Origin of the sequence: Neobacillus niacini, from assembly GCF_030817595.1 — a bacterium.
GTDB classification, from domain to species: Bacteria; Bacillota; Bacilli; order Bacillales; family Cytobacillaceae; genus Neobacillus; species Neobacillus niacini_G.
On record NZ_JAUSZN010000001.1, the window covers coordinates 3,548,223 to 3,571,312 of the forward strand.

General features: G+C 40.3%; 17 protein-coding genes. All 17 read right to left on the reverse strand.

Annotation, left to right across the window (positions count from 1 at the left end):
* Positions 1-16 precede the first annotated feature (16 nt).
* Positions 17-886 carry an ROK family protein gene (locus QFZ31_RS16985; RefSeq protein WP_307304827.1) on the reverse strand — a complete coding sequence of 290 codons (870 nt, stop codon included), beginning with the start codon at positions 884-886 and terminating at the stop codon, positions 17-19.
* A gap of 262 nt (positions 887-1,148) precedes the next feature.
* Positions 1,149-2,423, reverse strand: coding sequence for a Gfo/Idh/MocA family protein (locus tag QFZ31_RS16990; RefSeq protein ID WP_307304830.1), 1,275 nt, complete (start codon positions 2,421-2,423; stop codon positions 1,149-1,151).
* Between the two features lie 68 nt (positions 2,424-2,491).
* The gene (locus QFZ31_RS16995; RefSeq protein WP_307304833.1) at positions 2,492-3,160 is read right to left on the reverse strand and encodes a YesL family protein; all 669 of its coding nucleotides are present in this window, start codon (positions 3,158-3,160) and stop codon (positions 2,492-2,494) included.
* A 130-nt stretch (positions 3,161-3,290) separates the two neighbouring features.
* On the reverse strand, positions 3,291-4,151 hold the full coding sequence (locus QFZ31_RS17000; protein WP_307304836.1) for a metallophosphoesterase family protein: 861 nt from the start codon (positions 4,149-4,151) through the stop codon (positions 3,291-3,293).
* 113 nt (positions 4,152-4,264) lie between these two features.
* Positions 4,265-5,884, reverse strand: coding sequence for an extracellular solute-binding protein (locus tag QFZ31_RS17005; protein WP_307304842.1), 1,620 nt, complete (start codon positions 5,882-5,884; stop codon positions 4,265-4,267).
* A 15-nt stretch (positions 5,885-5,899) separates the two neighbouring features.
* Positions 5,900-6,757 (reverse strand): carbohydrate ABC transporter permease, encoded by an 858-nt coding sequence (locus QFZ31_RS17010; protein WP_373459920.1) that lies wholly within the window; start codon positions 6,755-6,757, stop codon positions 5,900-5,902.
* 37 nt (positions 6,758-6,794) lie between these two features.
* The gene (locus tag QFZ31_RS17015) at positions 6,795-7,691 is read right to left on the reverse strand and encodes an ABC transporter permease (RefSeq protein WP_307311618.1); all 897 of its coding nucleotides are present in this window, start codon (positions 7,689-7,691) and stop codon (positions 6,795-6,797) included.
* Positions 7,692-7,825: 134 nt separating this feature from the next.
* The gene (locus tag QFZ31_RS17020) at positions 7,826-8,953 is read right to left on the reverse strand and encodes a Gfo/Idh/MocA family protein (RefSeq protein WP_307304848.1); all 1,128 of its coding nucleotides are present in this window, start codon (positions 8,951-8,953) and stop codon (positions 7,826-7,828) included.
* A gap of 241 nt (positions 8,954-9,194) precedes the next feature.
* Positions 9,195-10,253 carry a LacI family DNA-binding transcriptional regulator gene (locus QFZ31_RS17025; RefSeq protein ID WP_307304852.1) on the reverse strand — a complete coding sequence of 353 codons (1,059 nt, stop codon included), beginning with the start codon at positions 10,251-10,253 and terminating at the stop codon, positions 9,195-9,197.
* Positions 10,254-10,580: 327 nt separating this feature from the next.
* Positions 10,581-11,312, reverse strand: coding sequence for a GntR family transcriptional regulator (locus tag QFZ31_RS17030; RefSeq protein ID WP_307304857.1), 732 nt, complete (start codon positions 11,310-11,312; stop codon positions 10,581-10,583).
* 219 nt (positions 11,313-11,531) lie between these two features.
* Positions 11,532-12,686 (reverse strand): Gfo/Idh/MocA family protein, encoded by a 1,155-nt coding sequence (locus QFZ31_RS17035; protein WP_307304860.1) that lies wholly within the window; start codon positions 12,684-12,686, stop codon positions 11,532-11,534.
* Between the two features lie 46 nt (positions 12,687-12,732).
* Positions 12,733-15,870 (reverse strand): glycosyl hydrolase family 95 catalytic domain-containing protein, encoded by a 3,138-nt coding sequence (locus tag QFZ31_RS17040; protein ID WP_307304864.1) that lies wholly within the window; start codon positions 15,868-15,870, stop codon positions 12,733-12,735.
* A 189-nt stretch (positions 15,871-16,059) separates the two neighbouring features.
* Complete coding sequence (locus QFZ31_RS17045) at positions 16,060-16,542, reverse strand: carbohydrate-binding protein (RefSeq protein WP_307311621.1); 483 nt, start codon at positions 16,540-16,542, stop codon at positions 16,060-16,062.
* A gap of 12 nt (positions 16,543-16,554) precedes the next feature.
* On the reverse strand, positions 16,555-19,230 hold the full coding sequence (locus QFZ31_RS17050; protein WP_307304866.1) for a polysaccharide lyase family 8 super-sandwich domain-containing protein: 2,676 nt from the start codon (positions 19,228-19,230) through the stop codon (positions 16,555-16,557).
* 50 nt (positions 19,231-19,280) lie between these two features.
* Positions 19,281-19,919, reverse strand: a complete 639-nt coding sequence (locus tag QFZ31_RS17055) for a YesL family protein (RefSeq protein WP_307304870.1) — start codon at positions 19,917-19,919, stop codon at positions 19,281-19,283.
* Between the two features lie 26 nt (positions 19,920-19,945).
* Complete coding sequence (locus QFZ31_RS17060; RefSeq protein WP_307304873.1) at positions 19,946-21,148, reverse strand: glycoside hydrolase family 88 protein; 1,203 nt, start codon at positions 21,146-21,148, stop codon at positions 19,946-19,948.
* A gap of 15 nt (positions 21,149-21,163) precedes the next feature.
* A complete protein-coding gene (locus QFZ31_RS17065; protein ID WP_307304875.1) occupies positions 21,164-23,038 on the reverse strand; it encodes a DUF2264 domain-containing protein in 1,875 nt (624 codons plus the stop codon).
* Between the last annotated feature and the right edge of the window lie 52 nt (positions 23,039-23,090).

The following is a 23,090-nucleotide window of genomic DNA, read 5'->3' on the forward strand; positions in this document are numbered from 1 at the left end:
AAACCGACACTCCTCTTTAGATTCTTTCAAATACTCGCAATCCTGCACCAACAACGCCATTATTCTGCGCCAATGTACTGATACTCATCTGGTCTAAAAGATGCTGCTGTTCAGGAAGTTGATAGATTTTTAGTTTTTCTTTGATTAATTCAAGCAGGAAAGGGTTATTCACAATGACACTGCCGCCGAAAACCATTTTATGAGGGTCTAATAAGCAGGAAATGGAATAGAGTCCTTGAGCTAAATGCCCGGTCACCTCATCGATAATTGACTGATATTCCTGTGACCCGTTTATATATCCACTAAAGACATCCTTGGTTGGAATCCCTGCTATTTTCTGGATCCCTGGACCGGCAGCGATTTTTTCCAACCGTTCATTGCCTTTCTTTGAGAGAACCGGAATCAGCCCAAGTTCCCCGGCAAAACCAGCTCCTCGAAAAAAGGAACCTTGATGGATGATCGAACAGGCAATTCCTGTACTGAGCGTCACGTAGACAAAGGTCTGTTTCGTTGTTCCCTGCGCTGCTTTCCACTCGGCAAAAGCCGCCATATAAACATCGTTATCAATCGTGATTGGCTTAGCTCCAAATTGCTCCTGTAATCGGGCGGCAAGTGGAAACTGCTGCCACGGCAAATTGTTTTGAAAAATGGCGATGCCGTTCTCTCGATCGACTTTACCAGGTACCCCCACGCCGATTCCTTCAATTTCTGAAACCGACGTCCCATCAAGAACTTGTTCCACTGCTGTTACGACTTGTTTAAACATGTTTTCGCGGTCGGAAGGATCACTTTTTACTTCGGCACGGTGAAGCAGCTCTCCTGATTCTGAAATGATTCCCACTGCAATCTTTGTCCCGCCGATATCAATGCCAATGGCCTTTTTCATACTATCGCACCTCTATTTTGGTTTATTCGTACCCTCAATAAATTGTTACGTTGTTGGAATGGAACCAAGGAAGACAAGAATTAATACTATCTACACTTCCGAATGACGGGTTGTTGGTATAAGCTAATTGTAAAAAAAACTCATAGGATAGACTATGAGTATATATCTTTGTAATTCTATTATACCATCCCGACTCGTCGGGTCAACCCATTGACCAAAAACATTACTGCTACCTTCCAGGCCGCAGCATGAGATAGAACTTCTAGGCTTTAATTTGATCAAGTAAACTATGATAATACTCATCAATTTGGATTGATTGTCCCTTGTTTAACCTAGAGTCCTCAGCGGCAAAGGCCATAAGATGGCTTCTAACGGATGCAGATGCGGTTGAAACTCCCTCTCCGCTGTTCCCAAATTGGACTTCCCGGAGGAATGTTCTCATGATTCCGTTGTCACCGCCACCGTGTCCACCAACAGGGTTGTCAAATTTGATCACCGTTTCATGCCTGGTCAGGAAGTCAAAAATGGATATACTATTTTCCTCCATATTCCCGCGGATTTCCCCTTTTGTCCCCATAATTTGAACCATTCGCGTCTGCTCTCTTGTAAAGCCGCACATGCTAAACGTTGCGGTTGCTCCGTCTTCGAATTCCATATTGACCACCTGATGGTCGACAACATTATTATCTGAGCGGTAGACACATTTTCCGTATGATGTTTCTTGTAATGCTTGAATGATGCCCTCATTTGTATAATCTTCTGTAAATTTCTTTGCCCAGCCTCTACCTTCGCCAAGATAATACCTGCCAGCATGGAATGGACATTCCAGCTCTGCGGGACAGCCATCTAAACATCTATGCGGTGCTCCAGCAGGTGCATTTTCCTCTTTAAAGTGCATGAGTGAACCATAGGAACTAACACATTTACACTCTTTCCCCATCACGTAGGAAATGATATCCATATCATGGCAGGATTTCTGCAGAATCATTGGACTAGACTTCTCCTTGTTATTCCAGTTTCCGCGAACAAAGCTATGGGACATATGCATCGCTTCTACATTTTCATTTAATTGCAGTGAAACGACCTCTCCAATTTCCCCTTTAGCTATGACCTTTTTTATTGTTGACCAGAATTGTGTATACCTTAGAACATGACAGATTGTCAGTTGTCGATTATTCTTTTTCGCTGCCTGTTCCATTGCAATACACTCCAATGGATCCGGAGACATTGGTTTTTCCAATAGAACATGGTAACCCAGTTCCAATGCTCTCATGGTTGGTTTAAAGTGATTTCGGTCGAGTGTGCAAATAATCGCAATGTCTGCCAATTTTTGGGCAGCACCTAGGATTTCCTCCCAAGACTCAAAACAATTTTCTGAAGGTATATCGTGTGCTTGCTGCAATCTCGTTCTTCTTTCTATTCCCGGCTCTGCTACACCAACAATCTTTAATTCATTCGGATATGCCAAGGCATATGGGGCGTAAGCTCTCGCCCCTCTGTCACCTGCTCCAATTAGGATAGCAGTCATGGTTTTCATCTTAATCTCTCCCTCTTATTGTTTGGCTTTTGTTACTTATCATTTTCCTTGATCCATCTAGTTCTACTTTATCCCTTTTGGAAAAGTCTAAATAGCTGCCGTTGTGTTTTTACCGAATGGCTTTTCTTCTCATCCATAAGAGTAAATACCCTCATTGACACCCACATGGAATGACACGTAATCAGACCTATACTTAAGAAAGGAATCAAACCCGGGATAGTCCTAAACAACAAAAATAAAAGATAATATCCGATGACTATAAGCAGTGTATGAAAAGGAAATGAAACACCGATTAATAATGAAAGGCTAAAATATCTACTGAACCCATTTTCAAAATGAACATATACAGGAAAGATATAAAAAAGCAGGATGACAAATAATATACTAGCCATAATAACAAGGCTAAGGAGACACCAATAGATTACACCATGAGAAAAACGGATAATGGAAAAATTCAAATAGATTAAAAAGCCCATAATTGTAAGAATCAGACCTAATCCGTTTGCTTTCCAAAACTCTTTACGAAAAGTAGTCCAATAAACACTTGCATATGACTTGTTATCTTCATTCCCCAGCATCCATTTTCTCATTACAGTAAATAGACTGACGGTAGCAGGCATAATTCCAAAAACAATCCCGCCACAAAGTGAAAATACTACCCAGAGCAACTGGAATTGTGCCAATCTCATAACCTTTTCAGCAAGTTGATAGAAATTCCCCATTAATCCAGTATTCATATCAATTTTTCCCCATTTCATCATATAGTACGAACAAGGCTGTGGGACATTTATTGCTGTTTTCCTATTAGATTGATATCCCCCTGGTCAATTTCCCCTTTGCCAATACTTTAAGTTTACTAATCCCCTTTTAAATTGGAATATTTAACTGATACTCTTGAATCCATTTTTCATTTGTGAAATCACGCCCCCTAATGGATACGTGATCCGTAAATACCTGTACATATAATCCTTGACTTCCTTCTGAATCAATTACCGTATCTGCTCCCTTACCATCTGGTCCCCACGTATCGTATATAGCTCCCGTATTAATCATATAAAAGGGAGTATCGGCAAACATGTTCGGAAAGCGGAGATCAAAATGAGAGTGTCCGGAAAAGAAGAATACATTATCCATCTTAGTTAATATATCCACCAACTCCTGGTAGTGGATAATACTATTTTGATAGTATTCTAGATCTGTTCCATATAAAGTGAATGGGATTGGTTGATGCAAAAATACAAAAACAGGTTTATCATGATGTTTAATTTTTTCAACTTTATCTTCTAACCACTCTAATTGTTCCTTGCTTAAGACCGCGGAGTCTTTCGTAGGACTACCAACCGGTCCCCAGCTTTCTGTTCCTAGGAATAGAAAAGAACAATTATTTATTTCTTTCTCATAATAGACCTTTTCAAGATCACTAAATTCTAGAAAGCGGCGTATTGAAGCTATATTCCCATCATTTTTAAAGAATTCATGATTTCCAATCGTAAAAAAAACATCCTTAGGATGCGGACTCATATCCAATATTTCCCCAAACTTGTAATAGCTCTCTTTCCTTCCATCGTTAATTAAGTCCCCATTAATAATTAAGGAAGATGCATTAGGATTTATTTCATTAAGGTCTTGTAAGGCATGGGCAAATTTTTGGTGGGAAACCTCATTTTTTTCAGTCAATTGGATATCGCTTATAACAAAAAAAGAAAATAACGGTTTAGTCTCACACATCAACGACACCTCTATTTTTTTCTATTCATATAAAAAGATGACTCATATGAGCAGCCAGTACACCATATGAGTCAATTAAAATTGAATTCTAATATGCTATTAGCGATAAACGGTTATTTTTTATATCTTTTGTATGCAGCTTCATAGATTTCCATATAACGGTCTAGGTTCATTTTTTCCAACGTCTTCACATAGTTGTCCCATTCTTTCATAGACGTCTTACCTGTAATGAAGCCAGCAGTCATTTCCGTTACATAGGTATTGATATCTGTAGAAAGTGTAGCTAGCTCACTTGACTCGTCGACAGTGAAATTAAAGTTCGGCCAAATGTCACTCTGTTTAAGAGTAAGTGGCTCCGCTTTCTCAGCATTTGCTAAAGAACCATCTGACCCCTCTGCACCTTGGAAATACTTCTCTTTAACAACACCAGGATAATATCCGCCCGGCCATGTCAAATATTTACTAATTGCTTGGTCAAGATTAAGTCCATCAGGGTTTTTAGTGATTTCATCCGTATATTGGAATTCACCATCTTTCTCAGTATAAGTTACACCTTCGAATCCCATAAAGAACATTTTTATTCCTTCATCGCCATAGAAATGGTCAATCCAGCGAACAGTTGCTTCTGGATTTTTATTTTTATCTGTAAGAACAAACATCCCAACATTTCCTAATGGTGAACCAATGGCAGTATTGATTCTGTCCCCATTAGGACCTTCGATAACTGGAGTACCAACATACCCATCTAAATTCAGCCAAACTTTAGGATCAATATCCGGGAGGACTCCCACGATCCCTTCTTGTGCCACTACATTAAACTTTTCGGAGTCTGTGCTGAAAACTTCTTTATCAATTAAACCTTCTGTATACAATTTATTTACATAGGTTAATAGCTGTTTGTATTCTTCAGATGTTGGCTGGAATCTTAACTTTTCGGTTTTTGGATCTAAATCAATATGCCCATTCGATGTACCATGATTATTTAACCCAACTGATCCTTTAAGCCAATTGATAATAGGGTTGATTCCATAGGCTGATCCTACTGGAATTTCATCAGCCTTTCCGTTGCCATTTGGGTCTCCCTCTTTAAACTTTTTCAACACAGTGTAAAGTTCATCCCACGTTTTTGGTTCTTCTAATCCTAATTTCTTTAACCATTCACTCTGAATCCAAGGAGTTCCCATTGTAAGTCCTTTAAAGTTAGGATCATAGTAGGTTGGAAAACCATAAATGTTTCCATCCGCCATCGTAATCCCTTGCTTAACAAGAGGATTTTCCTCCATGATCTTTTTAAGATTTGGAGCGTATTTGTCAATTAAATCATTCAGTGGCAGGAAAACACCTTGCTGACCATATTTAATAAGGTCTGTCTTAGGCAAGGCAGCCGCAAATAACAAATCAGGGTATTCCCCACTTGCTAACATTAGATTGCGCTTTTCTGCCAATGCATCCGTAGAAACTGTTTCCCAGTTAATATGAATATTGGTCATTTTTTCATATTCCTGCCAAAGCATGAGCTTATCCCAATCCTGTGAAGAAAAGAACTTCGCTGCAAATCCATCAAGTTCGATTTTCTCTTTTACAATTGGCATACCCGTCTTACTTATGTTTTCAACATTCTTCTTATTTTCCTTCGTTGCCGTCTCCTCGCTGCCGCCTTTACAACCGCTTAATAAAACAGAAACGGCCAAGGCACCTGTAACTAAACTAGTAATATACTTTTTTCTGTTCATTTTAACTCCCCCTTATTATCCTTTAATAGAACCAACCATAAAGCCCTTTACAAAATATCTTTGCAAGAATGGATACAGAATCAACATTGGCAAGTTCGCCACAATCAAGACAGCATACTTTAAACCTTCCACACTTAATTTCTGATTAAGAAATGTTTCTGAAGTTGCTTTAATCATTTCGTCCATTTCGCCTCTAATTAATATCTCTCTCAAAATTAATTGAAGCGGAAAATTCTCTTTATCTGAAAGATAGATTAATGCCTGAAAATAGGAATTCCAATGTCCCACTGCATAAAATAAAATCATTACAGCAATGACAGGCATCGAAAGCGGGAGCACGATTTTTAGTAAAATTCGTATATTCCCACACCCGTCAATTTGTGCAGATTCCTGCAATTCCAGAGGGATTGTTGTTTGAAAAAAAGTACGCATAATAATAATGTTCCAAACGGCAACGGCATTTGGGATCACCATGACCCATAATGTATCAATCATACCTAGATCTCGAATTAGTAAATAGGTTGGAATTAATCCTCCCCCGAAAAACATCGTGAAGACAAAAATAGCCATAATGACATTTTTTCCATAAAAGTCTTTTCTTGATAATGGATAAGCTGCCATAATCGTCATGATGAGATTGATTAGTGTTCCAATCGTTGTATATTTCAGAGTATTTATAAATCCATTAACAATATCTTTATTTTCGAAAACCTTTGTATAGGAATCTACATTGAAGCCCTTTGGCCAAAGCCACATTTCTCCCTTCAAAATATAAGTTGGATTACTGAAGGAAGCACTAACAACAAAATATAACGGATATAAAACGAGTACTGTTATAAAAGAAAGCAGCAAGATATTCACAACGTTAAACATTTTATCAGATCTAGAATTTTGCAATCGGGTTCACCCCTTACCATAGGCTTGTATTATTGATTTTCTTAGCAATAGCATTCACCATTATTAGCATGATGAAATTAATCACGGAGTTAAATAAACCAACAGCTGCCGAGAAGCTATACTGAGCCTCTAAAATACCGCTTCGATAAACGAAGGTGGAAATGACATCTGATGTGGACATATTCAATGTATTTTGCATTAAGAATACTTTCTCAAAGCCTACCGACATAACAGAACCTGCATTTAATATAAATAAAATGACGATTGTCGGCATAATCGCGGGGATATTGATATGCCAAATTCTTTGAATCCTAGAAGCCCCGTCAATCATTGCGGCCTCATGCTGTGAATGATCAACAGCTGTAAGCGCTGCCAAATAAATGATGGAACTCCACCCCATAGTTTGCCAAACATCCGAGAAAACATATAAGGATTTAAACCAGCCCGGTTCGGTCATAAAGTCAACAGGATTTCCACCGAATAAGGTGATTGTTTGATTAATGATTCCATCTGGTTTTAGAAACAAAATTAGCATCCCAACCACTACGACTGTGGATAAAAAGTGTGGTGCATAAATAACTGTTTGAACAAACTTTTTATACTTTTCGTTTCTTACTTCGTTAAGCATCAACGCGATTATGATGGGGATTGGGAATGAAACAGCAAGTGTATAGATACCAATGCCTAACGTGTTCTTAATGAGCCTCCAAAAATAATAACTATCAAAAAAACGTTCAAAATGCTTGAGTCCTACCCACTCACTTCCCCAAATACCCTTCGTTGCAATAAAATCCTTAAATGCAATTTGGATTCCATACATTGGCACATAATGAAAGATAATAAAGTAAGCAATGACAGGGGAAATCAATAAATAGAGATCCCAATTTTTGCGAAATGACTTCTTTAACATTGCCCACTTTGACGGAGAAACTTCTTCATATGCGGCTGGCAGGGTTTTGGATTGTACAGCGATTTTGTTATCAATAATTTTTTCCAAAATCTTCTCCTCCTTTAGCGGGAGTTATCATACTGCTTTACAGTTGATTAACTAATTTCAACTACTTTACCGCCAGAACGAATTGACTCTGTCGCAGCACAGCCTACAGCTACACTCATTCTTCCTGCAAATGGTGTGGTCAATGGCTGTTTGTTATGTAAAACCAACTCGATAAAATCATTGCAAATTTTCGGATCAGCACCGCCGTGGCTTCCTTCTTCCTTCTTCATGTCATAGGTGATGTCACTAAATTCATGCCAACTATTAGATTTCCGTGTTTTGACGAAAATTTTATCGTTGACATCATCGTTTTCTAAGCGCCCTTTTGTTCCGATAAAGGTATAATTTCTTGAATAATCCGGTGTGAAGTGACATTGCAGGTAGGAGGCCTTAATTCCGCCTTCAAGCTCCATAATCAACATATTGTTATCCTCAACATCAATTTCTTCCCTGAAAGCACATTGAGTAAAATAATTAAAAGTCGCCTCAGGACACGTATCTTTAATCTCACATTCAGGGCAAGTTAAGGTATTTGGCTTACCACCGCCGTAATAATCAAGGCTGCCAAATGCAGAAACCTTTTTGGTGTATTTACCAGTAATCCAGTGGATGACGTCAAGGTCATGGGAACCCTTTTGTAATAGCAGCGAAGTTGTATTTTTAGCTGTACCATGCCAGTCGTGATAGTAGAAATAACCGCCGTATCCCACAAAGTGCCGAACCCAAACGGCTTTAAGATCTCCGATGACACCAGAGTCGATAATCTCTTTCATCGTTTGGTACATACTCATATAACGCATATTGAAACCAACCATCAAGTGTTTCCCGGCTTTCTTCGATTCCTCAATGATCCGGTCACAGCCTTCGACCGTAATGGCAAGGGGTTTTTCACAATAGACGTGTTTTCCGGCTCTTAGTGCAGCGATAGCATGCTCTTCATGTAAATAATCTGGTGATAAAATTGCTACTGCTTCAATATCTTTGCGCGCTAATAATTCATGATAATCGGTCGTAACAAAGGCATGTTCGTTAATTTTTTCTTGAAAGGCTTTTAGTCTGGCCTCAGAAACATCGGCAACACCTACAACCACTGATTTTCCGCCTGGGTTATGCCAATACTTTGCAATTCCACCCCGAAGTCCAGCACCAATTATCCCTAATCTTACTATTTCCATAATGATAATTACTCCTTTTCTCATTCAAGTAAACTTTTAAATCATGTTAAAACAATAATTGATCAACCACCTCCCTTGAGTTTTCCATAATATTTTTCCGGCGTTTTTCCAAACATTTTCCTTGATCAACTCTAAAATATCTTCTTTTTCTCCCAAAACCCCTTATTTCATTGTATTTCTCTTTATTTCCCTTGAATTCTCCAATATTTCCTGCAAACGTTTTCCGTTTGTGCAAAAAAAATTAGTAGTCTTTTCTCATTTTTGATGATTCACGAATTACCAGTTCAAAAGGAACTAGAATCTTGACGGATAACCTTGTTATCCCTTCAATCCTCTCAATTACAGTTTTAGCAGCCAACTGCCCCATTTCATATTTAGGAATATCAATGGTCGAAAGCGGAGGAGATGAGTATTTAGACATTTCAATATTATCTAAGCCTATAAAAGCAATATCCTCTGGGATTCTTAAATGGTGTTCGAATACGGCCCTCATAGCTGGAATCGCCATCATGTCACTTGCACAAAACATCGCTGTTGGTAAATGATCGGAACATTTCTTTAACAGTTCCGCCATAAATTCATAGCTATTTTCCATTGCCCATTTGGTATTACCTGTCCATTCTGGCTGAATGATTAAGCCGGCGTCGTTCATTGCCCTTTGATAACCTTTATATCGGCTTTCTTCTTGTAAATTTTCAAATTGTTCGCCAATACCACCGCCAAGGAAACCAATCTTTTTATGTCCCTGTTGAATCAAATGCTCCACAGCCATTACCCCAGCCGCTTCACGGTCAAAATCTATTAAAGATATATTCATTTTTCTATTTGTATAACTAAAATCGAGTCCTACAATAGGTATGTATTCCAAAGCATACTCTAAAATACTTTCATCAATTTTATCGAATAATATAAGACCTTCTATCCCGGATTCATGTATAGTTTTATGAAGCAGAGGATCATGTTGAAGTACTTCTTTATTAATGTTTACTAAGGTATATTCGGAATGATCCAAATAATCACTAACACCATTAAGCATACTGGCATAGTAAGGGTACATTTCAATAATTTTATAGTCAGCAACCCAGCCTATTTTCATCGTTCGCTTTCTACTCTTTTGCTGATTGTTTGTAACTAAATTTCTAGCATTTTGATTTGGCGTATATCCTAATTCTTTTACAGCATCCCAAACTTTCCTTTTTGTCTCCGAATTAACATTTCGAGTCGGGTCACTTTGGATGACCCTTGAAACAGTAGAAATAGACACACCAACATATTCAGCTATATCTTTGAGTTTAACCATTAGTAAATCTCCTCTTTTATGTAAGCTATATCCTTTTATTTGTTGTAATAACTATATCCAAGGATATTAAGAATGTGGAATCGCAGAAGATTACCTTAGTAACAGGTTGACAGGTCATTGGTACAAGTTGAGGGGAAGTAAATCCATTACACTTTCTAGTGATTATCAATAAAAATATAGAATATTTAGATTATACGTCTGCAGTTTAAATGTGTCAATATATTAACTAGTGAAAATTGCGGAAATATTGGAAACTCTTACAAAAATAGGCACAAGTTAGATTAATGAATCACTCATAGAGAATATGCTATGAGTGATTCGAGTGTATTATGTTAGTTCAGTGTAAAAGCGACAGCGATCTCCTCGGACAATGGAGATACAAAACTCAACCGGCAATCCATTCGCATCAAAAGCTGTTCGTTCTAGCAGCAGTGCCGGACGGCCTACTTCCGTTTGCAGATACTCACTTTCGTCAGAACGAATGAGAACGGGTTCAAAAGCCTCTTTTGCTCTAGTTACTACCGTATTAAATTGTTGTGCAAATAAATCATATAAGGATACTTCGCCGACTTTTTTGAGCTGCTCCATATCAGAAACCACATATTTCGGAATGAAAGATGACTCCAAAATAAACGGCTCATTGTTGGCGCAGCGTAGGCGTTTCATTTCAATCACATGCTCATCTTCTCCAAGCTGGAGCGCTTCTCGGATTTTTGCAATTGGCTTTACTTCTTCAATCTTCAGGATGATATCCTTGGGATTCAATCCTTTTTCTTTTAATACTTTGCTAAAACTGTAAAAGCCCATCAATGACTGCTGCAATTTCGGTTTTGCCACGTAGGTTCCTTTTCCTTGGATGCGGTAAAGGATTCCGGCCTGTACAAGCTCCTCAATCGCTTTTTTTGCCGTGTTTCGGCTCACACCAAATTGGTCCATTAACTGATTTTCCGATGGGATTTTATCACCAGGTTTCCAATACCCTTTTTCAATCGAATCCTTTAATCTTTCCATTAATTGGTGATATAACGGAATTAAACTTTCATGCTGCAATGGTTCCATTTTTTAACCATGCCTCCATATCATACTTATTAAACTAAATTATAACACCCTCACTTGTACAGTCAACCCAACAACTAAAGGGACGTGATTATTGGATATTTGATTTCTATCCAACAATAGAAAACAAATATCCTCCTAAAAAACAAGACTTAGGAGGATTGATCTATTTCTATGAAGTTATTCTTTTTAAACGGGCTTCCAACTCCCGCAAACAAGGGGTTACTCACATAGACTTACTGTTGAAGCTAGGCTAACCTCAACCACTTTACCGCCTGAACGAATTGACTCTGTTGCAGCACAGCCGACAGCTACGCTCATTCTTCCAGCAAATGGTGTCGTCAAGGGCTGCTTGTTGTGCAAAACTAACTCGATGAAATCATTGCAAATTTTTGGGTCAGCACCGCCGTGACTTCCCTGTTCTTTTTTCATGTCATAGGTTATGTCACTGAATTCATTCCATGTATTGGATTTTCGTGTTTTCACATAAATTTTATTGTTGACATCGTCGTTTTCCAATCGTCCTTTTGTACCGATAAAGGTATAATTCCTTGAATAGTCCGGTGTAAAATGACATTGCAGGTAGGATGCCTTAATTCCGCCTTCAAGTTCCATAATCAACATATTGTTATCCTCTACGTCAATTTCCTCTCGGAAAGCACACTGGGTCAAAATCTTAAGACTTGCCTCAGTACAAGTATCTTTTTCCTCACACGTTGGACAGGTTAAGGTATTTGGTTTATCCCCGCCATAGAAGTCGAGTCCACCAAATGCAGATACTTTTTTCGAATATTTTCCGGTAATCCAATGAATGACATCGAGATCATGCGAACCCTTTTGTAATAGTAGAGAAGTGGTGTTTTTAGCAGCACCATGCCAGTCATGGTAATAAAAATATCCGCCGTACCCCACAAAGTGTCTAACCCAAACGGCCTTAAGATTACCGATTACCCCTGAATCGATAATTTCCTTCATCGTTTGATACATGCTCATATAGCGCATATTAAATCCAACCATTAAGTGTTTTCCCGACTTTTTGGATTCTTCAATGATCCGGTCACAGCCTTCTACCGTAATGGCAAGGGGCTTCTCACAATAGACGTGTTTTCCGGCTCGAAGGGCAGCAATGGCATGTTCCTCATGTAAATAGTCCGGTGATAGAATGGCAACGGCATCAATATCCTTACGCGCTAATAGTTCGTTATAATCTGTCGTTATAAATGCATGTTCGTTAATTTTTTCTTGAAACTCTTTTAACCTTGACACTGAAACATCAGCAGCTCCTACGACCACTGATTTTCCGCCGGGATTATGCCAATACTTTGCAATTCCACTCCGCAATCCAGCACCAATGATCCCTATTCTAACTGTTTCCATTATTCCCACTCCCATTCTTTTCAAGTAATCTTCCATGTCAACAGTGTTAAAGGTAGGTGTAGTTTTTATTAAAGATTAGTAGATTTATTTTCCACGACAACCCCCTTTGACTTCGAAAGTGAATGTTCAGAAAACCGTCTTTTCGTTGTATGATAGGCAAGATTTCTGTAACAAACTCCCCTGCCCGCAAAGCCTTTTCCGGTTTCCATACGCTTTGTCCTTCAATTTCTACCTCAGTGTAAGATGGGGCATCGTTGTCTCCTGACACGAATAACATATCGTACCTGCCTTTTGGAAGCTCAAGCAAAAATGCCTTTTCAGTTTCGCCACCAACGAAATCCCTCCGAATCTCATCGGGCCCATTTCGATCAATCGCTATTAAATCGTCTGAATTTTTCCAGCCAAACCCTGTATACGAAGTAAATACCGTTTCTGACGATATTTTTCGGAAATCTTGACCGATCCCACCTCCCATATGAAGCTGTCTTGGGATTGCTTTGGAATAATCTTTTACCGGTTGATTCTTAGCCGTTCCAAAGTCTAATCGGTAAACGGCGGTTCGCGATTCTCGGTAATTGCCGGAATAATAATCGAATGTAAAATGATCCAGCATCTTCATATGATGTGTATCTTTATTTTTCCCTAAGAAAACTCTTCGGGACGTATGGGCTTCATGCATTCGTGGATCGGTCCCTTCATTCCCTCTTTCAATAGGAGAAAGAAACGTATCTATAGCAAAAAGCCGATTTGGATGAACATCTAGGTTCGTACTTTCATCCCTTTGCGGAAAAATCGCATACTCTCCATTTTTTTCGGTAAAAAAAGAAATGTATTCACCGTCCTGATCGTGCTCCATACTCTCCCAAGATGACCTGTCAAAACTTGCGACGGTTAACTTTTCGGCTGATTCATATGGATTTCGCATAACGAACCTGTTTCCCATTAAGCTTTTGATTTTAACAAAGGTCGTTCGTCCCTTTTTCATAACGGCACTCACTTCGAAGGCTCCTTCGGCAAGCAGGCCATGGAATTCACAATCCTCCCATCTTTCGTACATCCGCACATTCTTTTCGACCTCGTGATCGTAAAGGCCGACCTTACGCTCATTTTCGGGTTCACCTGATGGAACAGCCGGGAATACATCGATAATTCCGTTATAACTTTGCAGCAGCATTTCGTTAACGGAGGCGACCATTTCGCCAGAAGCTTCCATCATATGCGGATAGTACAGCGGTTCATTTGTAATATTACAATAGTTAATCCACCTCTCCGTTTCCTCGGAAAATAACCCGTTTGGCCGTAATGACAAATCGATGCCTTGCTCATAAAGCAGTCTTAGCGCCGTGTTCCCTTTTCCAAGCCTTGAAGCGGCACACGAGAGCCAGCCAAACTGAAACACACCGAACTCCGTATTTTCCTGTACATAACGCAGCGTATTTTCCGCCCTTTTTCTTATAGGTTCTTCGCTATGTTTGTTAATTTCTCCAATAGGATAAATCGGCATAAGGACGGATGGGTGCCTTAAATGCAAATCAGCAGGTGCCCACTCGGAATCTTTGATGATTTCGCCATATTTTTTCGAAACGGCTATTGGATAAGGAGCTAATCGGGCTAGTAGTTCACTCCATTTTTCACGATCGGCTTCCTCTTCACCCAGAATGACATTTGCCTCGATTGAAATATTTAATAAAAAACCGACTGTCGCAAGCGTAATGGTAGAATTCATCGTTACAGGACCTTGTTCTGGTGAAATATCAGGAAGGACGACGTAATGCCCTGTTTCATTGTCGATATGGAGATAACCTTCGAAAAATGTGAGAATTTGCTTAAACAACGGATAAGCTTTCTCTTTCAAAAAGTCTTGGTCCATGCTGAATTTGTAATAATGCCATAAAAACTGAGCACACCAAGGCCATGTGCTTAAATACAAGGGGAACGGATAATCTCCCGCATATCCTTGTAGCCCGTGGAACTGCGTTGCCATTTTTTCAGCAAGAGATGTGAAAGACAACAAACCGTCATTAAATGCTTCGGCAATCTCAAGGTGATTTGCCGTATAGAGCGGCCAAAAGGCGGCCTGAATGTTAACATCCCAATACCACATGCTGCCCCATTTCGTCGGTTGTTTTATATCCCACAAACCGTTTAACCCGCATGCCTGCTCATACATTCTTCCCCCTTTTCCACTACTGCAGGCAATCGCGTACAAATTAACGTACCATAAATCCTCCACCATTTTATCAGGCAAAGTAATTGAAGATTTCTTCCAAAAGGTTTCCCAATGTTGCTTGTGATGGGTGACTTTGTCAGTCAAAAAGTGGACAGCGTTGTCTAATCTTTGTGTGGCCGTCTGCAAAAGCTCCTTTGTTTCCTCTTCCGTTACAACCGTTGTGATAAGGGTGACTTTCCTCTCAGCATCGTGTATATGGATGTCCATACCATTGGATGCAATCTCAGGATGTCCCTTCGCTCCGATTAGCCTCATCATCACGAGAAAGCTAAACGGGCCGTATTCTTTATCTTCACCATCTGGATAGAAAGAGCCTGTATAATAGAAGGTTGTGTCGTTCAACTGGTGATAGTGTATGGTCATATTTGCATATCTTCTGGACGGGATAGACATAACGACAGCTTTCAATAAAGTCGAATTCGTCTGATTGATTTGGGTGACGACAAAATCCTCGTTTTGGGTTACGATCGTACGTGCGTCAAGTTTGTTGCTTTCTTTCTCAATCTGGAAATCGATGCACGCCTTCTCCACGTTAAGCTGAAGAGAATAGTGATCAGGGTCAGACAATTCCTCATGTGGTACAAGCTGAATTTCACCAGTTGGATAATGTGTTGCCCCCCCTCCAGGTTTCCCATACCTTCTATAAAAAGCGCTGTTCCATAAGGCATCGGTGTATAAAAAATACGAGCCTTGCTCGGGATCTCGTTGCCTTTCTTTTGCCCTTTGTTTCATTTCATCAAACGTGAAGCCAAATACTTTATCGAAATGAGGTCCTTCGCCACTTTTATACTTTTCGCTGTAACGATGAAGTTTCTTATAGTAAACCTCATAATGATTCAAGGCCATAGTCAGCTTATGTTCCTCGAAGAATACCATTCCTCCAAAATTTCCATTTCCAAGTGGCAAAGCCTCATTCCAACCACTTTCTGCATTTTCGTATTTTACTACATGCACTGCATTCCCTCCGTTTACTTATCATCTCGCTAGTCCATCTTTTTTCTTGATAAGGTTTGAATTAGAATGAATAGATCCAGTTAGCATTTAAGACCCCTAAGATACTAAACTAGGGGCCTTTAGCCTTCACTTTTACGGTTTTTTAGCAGAAGGGATAACCTCGACTTCCGATAGACTTAGGGGAAACGATCAATTAACTTCTACTAGTTTTATATAGTCAATGTTCAAAGGGGAGGAGACGTTTGTCATATGGAAGACATGTTCACCATTCTCTAGATTAAATTCAAGCGGATTTCCATTTATGTCGGTCAACATCACATCACTCCAATTATTCCACCCTTTCGTTGTAGGAAAATTAAAATACAACTCTGATCCTCCTTCAATTGAAAAATCACGATTAGATGTAGTTGAGTCTGTACTATATCGGACGACAACTTTGTATTTCCCTGAACGCGGTACACTAACTTTCCACTCGAGCCAATGACCGGAATGATCCCATAAATTAATGGCCTTGCCCTCAGATGCCGCTGGCTTAGTAACGATATTAACAGAACCTCCCCCTTGGGCTGAAAAGTCTTCCCCTTCTACAACAATGCCTTTAAGCGCCTCTGATACCGGAGTAACCTTTAAGTATTGACGGATAACTTCTATGCTTTTGGAGGCATTCTGGATTGTATTTCCTGCTTATAATATGGCATTGATCTTGTAATTATCGTATTTAACATCTTCGGGGATGATCAGTTTTGCATCTAGTGTATAGGTTTCGTTTGGATGAAGCGCCGGTACATTAAGATTCGCTGAATCTATCACCCATCCTTCTGGTACGTTAAACGCAAGCTCTCCCCCAGGCAAAACCCGTTTACCACTGTTGGATATATTCATTTTTACTGGTACCTGATCGCCCCTGTAAACCTTGTCTTTCATGACAACGTCAATCTTCGCGACTGATGGGAGTTTCCCTCCGTTTGCTGTTGTCTTAAACGTAATCGTATGTGTTTTTCCTAATGACTTGGCTACGTCAACTTCTACCTTAATATAGGGAGAAGTTTGTACTACTTTAATTGAGTCATCTTTCGTCATCACTTTCGATCCAATTTTGCCTAATTCAAGCGTGATTTGATCTTGTGTTTGCGTTGGATCGGATATAGATAATGTTAGTTCGTCCCCAGTTTCCTTCACCATGACGGAGGCTGGCTGATAAGATCGAATAAAATCAACTTCCCCCGGGTTCCAGAAATTAGCTCCAATTAAGCCAAGCTTTTTCTCTTTGACCGCCTGTACATCACTCGTATTGCTTACAATGTCAATGTCCGAATGCTGGCTATACTGCTCCGTTTCCCCTGAACTTTTATTAGGCAACACTACATATGAATACGATGCGTTATTTGGGTTTACACCATGATCAAGAGCTAGACTTATATAATTATTCGTAATCTGCTTATCTGAACCACCTATATTGATGTCTTTCCAAGAACCGGTTCTCGCTTCACGCAAACCAGATACAGTTGAAGTTCCAGGGAAGTAATAGCCAATGTCGGCACCTTGTACATCACCCTTTAAATGAGCCCAATTCACCTTTTCCATCGTTTCCGACCAACCTAATTGATTCGATTTTGTTTCCCTATTCACCGTTAAGGCACTATTCCCGCTGTCATTTAACTTGCGATTTTCCACGATGGTTTCTGCCTTTTTATCATCGCTGCCTGTAATGCCGGCACCTAATGCCACGATTTCATCATCGAACGAGAACCACGATTTTTTTCCTGTCAATGAGCTGTTCTCCAAGTCAAATTCCATACCTGTAGCTCCGTAAAGCCCGTCAATGGATGAGCCACCAACCCATGTTTTTGAATTGAGGTAGTAATAATCGTTTTTCAATGTTCCTTGGGATCCGTCAGTTGTTGTGCCTGGAAGACGAAACATGTCGACTGTCGGCCAGAAGCCATCGCTGAATTGAGTTAAATCATTATTATACAAATAAGTCATACCATCACCGGTATACCAGCCCTTTTTATTCTCGCCATTAATATATTCGAAATTAGCAATTCGTTTAGAGGACATACTCATTCCAAAACCGAATCCCGGCCTTCTATGTACGACCTGATCCATCGCTGCAAATACTTGATGTTTCACCAACTCACCGCGAGGAGTAATGGAAGAATCCTTCATTACCCTTTTAACGAGCAGCATATCGTTAATGTTCAAGCCCGCTACATAATTATCAAAGGTCTTATCTGATTCAATCCAATACTTGACCATGCTTTTGATTTTCACCGCTACATCAGGCGGAGCTGCTTCAGATAGTTGTAAAATCGGGATAATGACAGATCGGCCCGCCGAATGATCTTGTGTCCCTTCTCTAGAGATCGCCCTTCCTCTTGTCATGTCCATCATCGCGCCTTTATAAATAAGAGGTTCAAAGGAATCAAACACCCAGTTATACACATTCTGTAAGTTAGGATCGGTAACCTTCCACGTTGATTCAGCCAATATATATAATACATCCGCAAGATGATCCATCAACACAATCCCATAACTTCCATTATATGGAACGTAATTATGTTGTACGAAAGAGCCGTCCTTATAAAAACCGTCTCCATCGGTCACATATTCGAAAACTTGACTCAATGCATCTCTTCCGGTGCTAATTCTCTCGCTACTCTTGCCAACAATGCCGCGAATGATGACAATAAGTGCTTTGTCCATTCTATTAGCACCAGTTTCTCTAAGACTAGGATAATTTGTCCGTTTTGTAGGATCCGGAACAAATCGATCAATCGCTTTCGTATAGTTATCAATTTGATCAGCCGATAAATCTTCGTACATAACTACTAAAATATCTTTCAGTGTCATCGGTGCCCCAATTTCCCAGTTCCACCAATTGCCATACTCCGACTTCTTTTCGTTGTATCGATTCGCATACATCCAGTCTAAGCCGCTAATAATGTCTTGTTTTAACACTTGGTTTTGATAGAGCTTAGATCCTTCACTGGAGTAGGCAAGTGCCATGTCTTTTAAACGGTAATAATTGTTAGATACGTCAGCTGAATCCGTTGTACTTGTCAAATCGCTCCATAAATATTTTCTGTTTTCGGAACGATCCATTGTGTCCCAAGCACCAGTGCCTTCTTCATTGGTAACCCTTGCGTCTATTCCTTTTACAAATGAAGAAATATCTGGATCATTACGATCAAATCCGGATCCGCCAGTTAAATAGCCTTTCCACTTCTCACGCAACATGGTGTATTCATCTGTTGTTTCAGCGGCAGCAACGTCTTTTCCATCAAAAGCAGTGAACATTGGTACCAGTAACAAGACGGTTACTAGAATGGACACCATCTTAAATCCTAGTCTCCTCATTGAACAAACCTCCCTCGTATTTCTATCACCAATTCCTTTAAAGAATATTTTCAGATTGATAGTTTCCCAGCAGTTGCTTCCTGCTTTGCTTTTTCAAAGGCGAGGTTCGCGATGAACATCAAAAACCATGCCAATAAACTTACACTTAAGAATGGCAGCAGGCCTGGTACATATGTCATTAAAAAATAAAATGCGACAAGCCCGCCGATCATGGAAATCCCGTGAAACGGGCAGGAAAGGCAAAACAAAAGAGACATTTTCAGATATTGAAAGAAACGCAGCTGATAATGAACAAAAACCGGGCCCAAGAACAAGTTCGTGATGAGAAAAACAAAAGTGATTGATAGCACGAGAATATAAAGAATCACAAAAGCTGCCCCTTCATGCGCTTTTAGAAAAACTAAGTAAAAATACAGGATAAACCCTATCAAGGTGATGATCCCGCCTAATGCGTTCGCCTTCCAAAATTCCCTTCGAAACGTGACCCAAAACGTCTGGAAAATGGAAATTTCCTCCTCTCGCTGGATCATCTTCCTAAGCACCGCAAACATCGCCATTGTTGCCGGAAATAGCCCGCCGATAACGAGACCGGCTATACTTCCGAGAAGCCACAGAAATTGTACATATACAAGCTTCGTAATCCAGTCCATTCCGTTATAAAGCCTGCCCATTACCCCGTTTAATTCCATGATGAAAACCACCCATTCCTTTCAAACTACCAGTACAACGTCCAGTTTTTTGTCAATCTGACAAGCGCCTCAAAATAAAAATAATCACCCCACATACAACTTTCATCGACCCCGTGGCTGAAATTTTTATTGTACACACTATGAAGCAATACGCCTTCTTCTGCATCGTCTTCACTAGAAACATACTGTTTCGATAACGAAGAAATGATCTTTAGTGCTGCATGTTCATAGTACATGCGATCTTCATCTAAAACCGGCAGCTGTTTGACCATTTCCAGTAATCCACATGCCGCGATTGCTGCGGCTGAACTATCTCGTTCCTCTTCTCCGTCGGTAAAAATCAAATCCCAGTAGCAGACATCATCTTCAGGCAGCCGATTGAGAAAATAATGAGTTAATTTTTTACTTACTGAAAGTAACTGTTCATCTTTTGTATAGAGATAACTCAATGGGAAGCCGTACATTCCCCAAGCCTGCCCCCGAGACCAGCAGGATTCATCAGAAAATCCTTGGTGTGTATCGCCCTTAATCGGTTCGCCAGTTTCCGGATTCATATAAAACGTATGGTAAGTAGACGCATCATCGCGGACAATATAGTTAAACGCCTGCAAAATATGCTGATAGGCAGCATGTTTGTATTTTGGATCGCCGGTTTCTTCTGAAGCCCAATAAAGTAAAGACAGATTCATATTGCAATCGATAATCATTCGGCCCCGCTGCTTCGGATTGGTCAAATCTCCCCATGCTTGAATAATTCCCGCCTTTTCATGAAATCTTTCGAGCAAGAGGTCTGCTGCTTTCAAGGCAATCCCTCGTGCTTCTTGATTTCCCGTCAATTTATAGGCAGCCATGCAGGAGAGGGTATATAAAAAGCCGAGGTCATGGGTATTGGTCATGATTCTTTTTTCAATTCTTTCCCGAAAACCGGCCAGTTGAACTTCCGCAACTTCACGGTATTTTGTATCACCCGTTACTTCGTAAGCAAGCCAAAGCATTCCTGTCCAGAATCCCGGTGTCCATTCGAGATTTTCGGTCGCTTCATAGCGAAGGTTTGTTGTACATGGGGCTGGAAATTGCTCAGTAAAACGCGGTAGCTTTTGGTCAATTTTGTTTAAAATATGGCCAATCGCCTTTTCTGCATCCCCTTTTGTAAACAGCGGCCGGCTGGCAAAGCGCTCTTTTTGCTGAATTCCTTCATCGATAATAGATTTGTCAATTAACTTAATCATCACATTCCCTCCTCCTCAAACGGTTGCCGGGATAATTCCCGTAATCTCGTAAACTTCTTTATTTTCATGGGTCACAATAACCAGATTGTCATTTCTTAAAACTAATCCAGGCTTCTGAGCCCAAAGCGTTTTCCCTCTTTCTGAATCATTATGTCCTGTGACAGCTGTTGCATATAGATGTGTGCCGGGACTAATTTCTCCGTGTAAAGTTGGAATAAACGATGTAGAAGAATGAAGAACATTTGTATTTGGGTCAGCCAGCACCAAGGAAGAAGACCGTTCACCAAATAAATTTATAATCCCGCTCACCCCCCATGGGCAAAGGGTAGCAATCCCATCCTCAGCAGCCAATTCCTGATGGAAATTGTCCAGACTGACTTCCTTTTCACGCGCAATCGCAAACCCGCCTTCGGCTGTTGTAAGCTTTCTATCCGTTTGAACCTTATGAATTCTTACATGCCACCCCTCCAGTGGAATTAGCCAAGTCTCTACCTCGACATTACTCCATGGCTTCCAGCGTGAAAAAATGGCTGCATCCTCCATCCTTACTTCTTCACATTTTCTGCGGCCGCGATAATACATATTTTCCTCACTGAAGACGAGCATCGAGTCAAACGCCCCTTGGATTAAGTCAAAGTTGCTTTTCGGCACGCTGAATCCAAAGGCAGTGGAATAGGCAAACTTTGCATACTTTTCCGCTGTGTGGGCAGGCTCGAATAACGCATACTGTCCGGAGGTCAAAGCATACACATGGTCTCCATCCCTTGAAATGATCATGTTCGGGTGCAGCAAACCTTTCGTGTTTTCCAGTTCAGGCAGCGGTTCCTCTTCGGCTGCCCAGAACGGGTGATTTTCGTCCAAAGCAAGCAGCAGGAAGATTTTAAGCGCCCAATAGGGTGAACCGGGGGCATTATATTTTTCCGCCATAATTAAATTTGGATAAGCATATCCGATGCTTAAAATACCATCAGAATGATAGATTGGCTTGCTTAGCCACCATCGTAAATGGCGCAGAATAATCCCTTTCATCACACCCCATGAATAGACTTCCAGGTCGGCAAATGCACACGCACTCCAAAATGACCCTTGGGCAAATCGATAGGTTAGGCTTCTGCCAAAGGGGATCGATGAACCATCCTCGGAAAACCAATAAATAAAGTCCTTCGCGAAAACTTTTGCCCGGTCTTTAAATCGCTTGGAACGTTCCGGATCCTTATCCTTCATGACTTCTGCGTAAATAAGCCCATAAAAATAAAAGCCAAACGGAATATAGTAATCAACCTGCGGGGCATTGCCATCTGAAAACCAGCCAACTCCTAAGTAGAACTCTTCTAATCTCGTTAACGTTTTCTCTTGAAGTATTTGGTCATAGGGTAACCCCAATGTATCAAACGCGGTATTCACCATGACTCTAAAAAAAAGCCAATTATTATCGACAGGCTGTTTTTCATTTATTTGATTTAACCACTGATACAAGTTTTGTTTTTCCTGATCTGTTAAAGGATGCCACAGTTTATCCGGAACGAGAATCAGCCCCAGTGAGAGAGCAGCCATCTCTACCATCCGCTGATCAACATCAGTAATGGGTCCCCAATATTCTTCATGATCCGGATTGGAGCCGTTTCGGATGCCTTCGAGGTACACATCCTCTAATATTGGACATGTGCCGCCGCCCTTCCAAAAAGGTACCAGCCCCCATAACGGACGTGAAAATCCTTCCATTTGGATGACTTGGTTTCTTGAGATGGCGCTCGTTCTGCCAACGTCTAATAAAGATTTTCCGTTTGAGTAGAAATCAACCAATGGCAGACAAAGTTGTTTTACTGCCTCCATAATATCTTCTCTCGTTTTAAGTGGATTTTTCATTATCGGAATTTGATTAAAATTCATATTTTTCTCCTATCCTCAGTATGAAATGAAGGTGTTAGTTCAGGGGGAAGAA

What these genes read in the sequence shown, in the direction of transcription:
- QFZ31_RS16985 (WP_307304827.1), bottom strand. Translation starts at nt 886, where the DNA reads ATGAAAAAGGCCATTGGCATTGATATCGGCGGGACAAAGATTGCAGTG.
- QFZ31_RS16990 (WP_307304830.1), bottom strand. Translation starts at nt 2,423, where the DNA reads ATGAAAACCATGACTGCTATCCTAATTGGAGCAGGTGACAGAGGGGCG.
- QFZ31_RS16995 (WP_307304833.1), bottom strand. Translation starts at nt 3,160, where the DNA reads ATGAATACTGGATTAATGGGGAATTTCTATCAACTTGCTGAAAAGGTT.
- QFZ31_RS17000 (WP_307304836.1), bottom strand. Translation starts at nt 4,151, where the DNA reads ATGTGTGAGACTAAACCGTTATTTTCTTTTTTTGTTATAAGCGATATC.
- QFZ31_RS17005 (WP_307304842.1), bottom strand. Translation starts at nt 5,884, where the DNA reads ATGAACAGAAAAAAGTATATTACTAGTTTAGTTACAGGTGCCTTGGCC.
- QFZ31_RS17010 (WP_373459920.1), bottom strand. Translation starts at nt 6,757, where the DNA reads ATGTTTAACGTTGTGAATATCTTGCTGCTTTCTTTTATAACAGTACTC.
- QFZ31_RS17015 (WP_307311618.1), bottom strand. Translation starts at nt 7,691, where the DNA reads ATGTTAAAGAAGTCATTTCGCAAAAATTGGGATCTCTATTTATTGATT.
- QFZ31_RS17020 (WP_307304848.1), bottom strand. Translation starts at nt 8,953, where the DNA reads ATGGAAATAGTAAGATTAGGGATAATTGGTGCTGGACTTCGGGGTGGA.
- QFZ31_RS17025 (WP_307304852.1), bottom strand. Translation starts at nt 10,253, where the DNA reads ATGGTTAAACTCAAAGATATAGCTGAATATGTTGGTGTGTCTATTTCT.
- QFZ31_RS17030 (WP_307304857.1), bottom strand. Translation starts at nt 11,312, where the DNA reads ATGGAACCATTGCAGCATGAAAGTTTAATTCCGTTATATCACCAATTA.
- QFZ31_RS17035 (WP_307304860.1), bottom strand. Translation starts at nt 12,686, where the DNA reads ATGGAAACAGTTAGAATAGGGATCATTGGTGCTGGATTGCGGAGTGGA.
- QFZ31_RS17050 (WP_307304866.1), bottom strand. Translation starts at nt 19,230, where the DNA reads ATGAGGAGACTAGGATTTAAGATGGTGTCCATTCTAGTAACCGTCTTG.
- QFZ31_RS17055 (WP_307304870.1), bottom strand. Translation starts at nt 19,919, where the DNA reads ATGGAATTAAACGGGGTAATGGGCAGGCTTTATAACGGAATGGACTGG.
- QFZ31_RS17060 (WP_307304873.1), bottom strand. Translation starts at nt 21,148, where the DNA reads ATGATTAAGTTAATTGACAAATCTATTATCGATGAAGGAATTCAGCAA.
- QFZ31_RS17065 (WP_307304875.1), bottom strand. Translation starts at nt 23,038, where the DNA reads ATGAATTTTAATCAAATTCCGATAATGAAAAATCCACTTAAAACGAGA.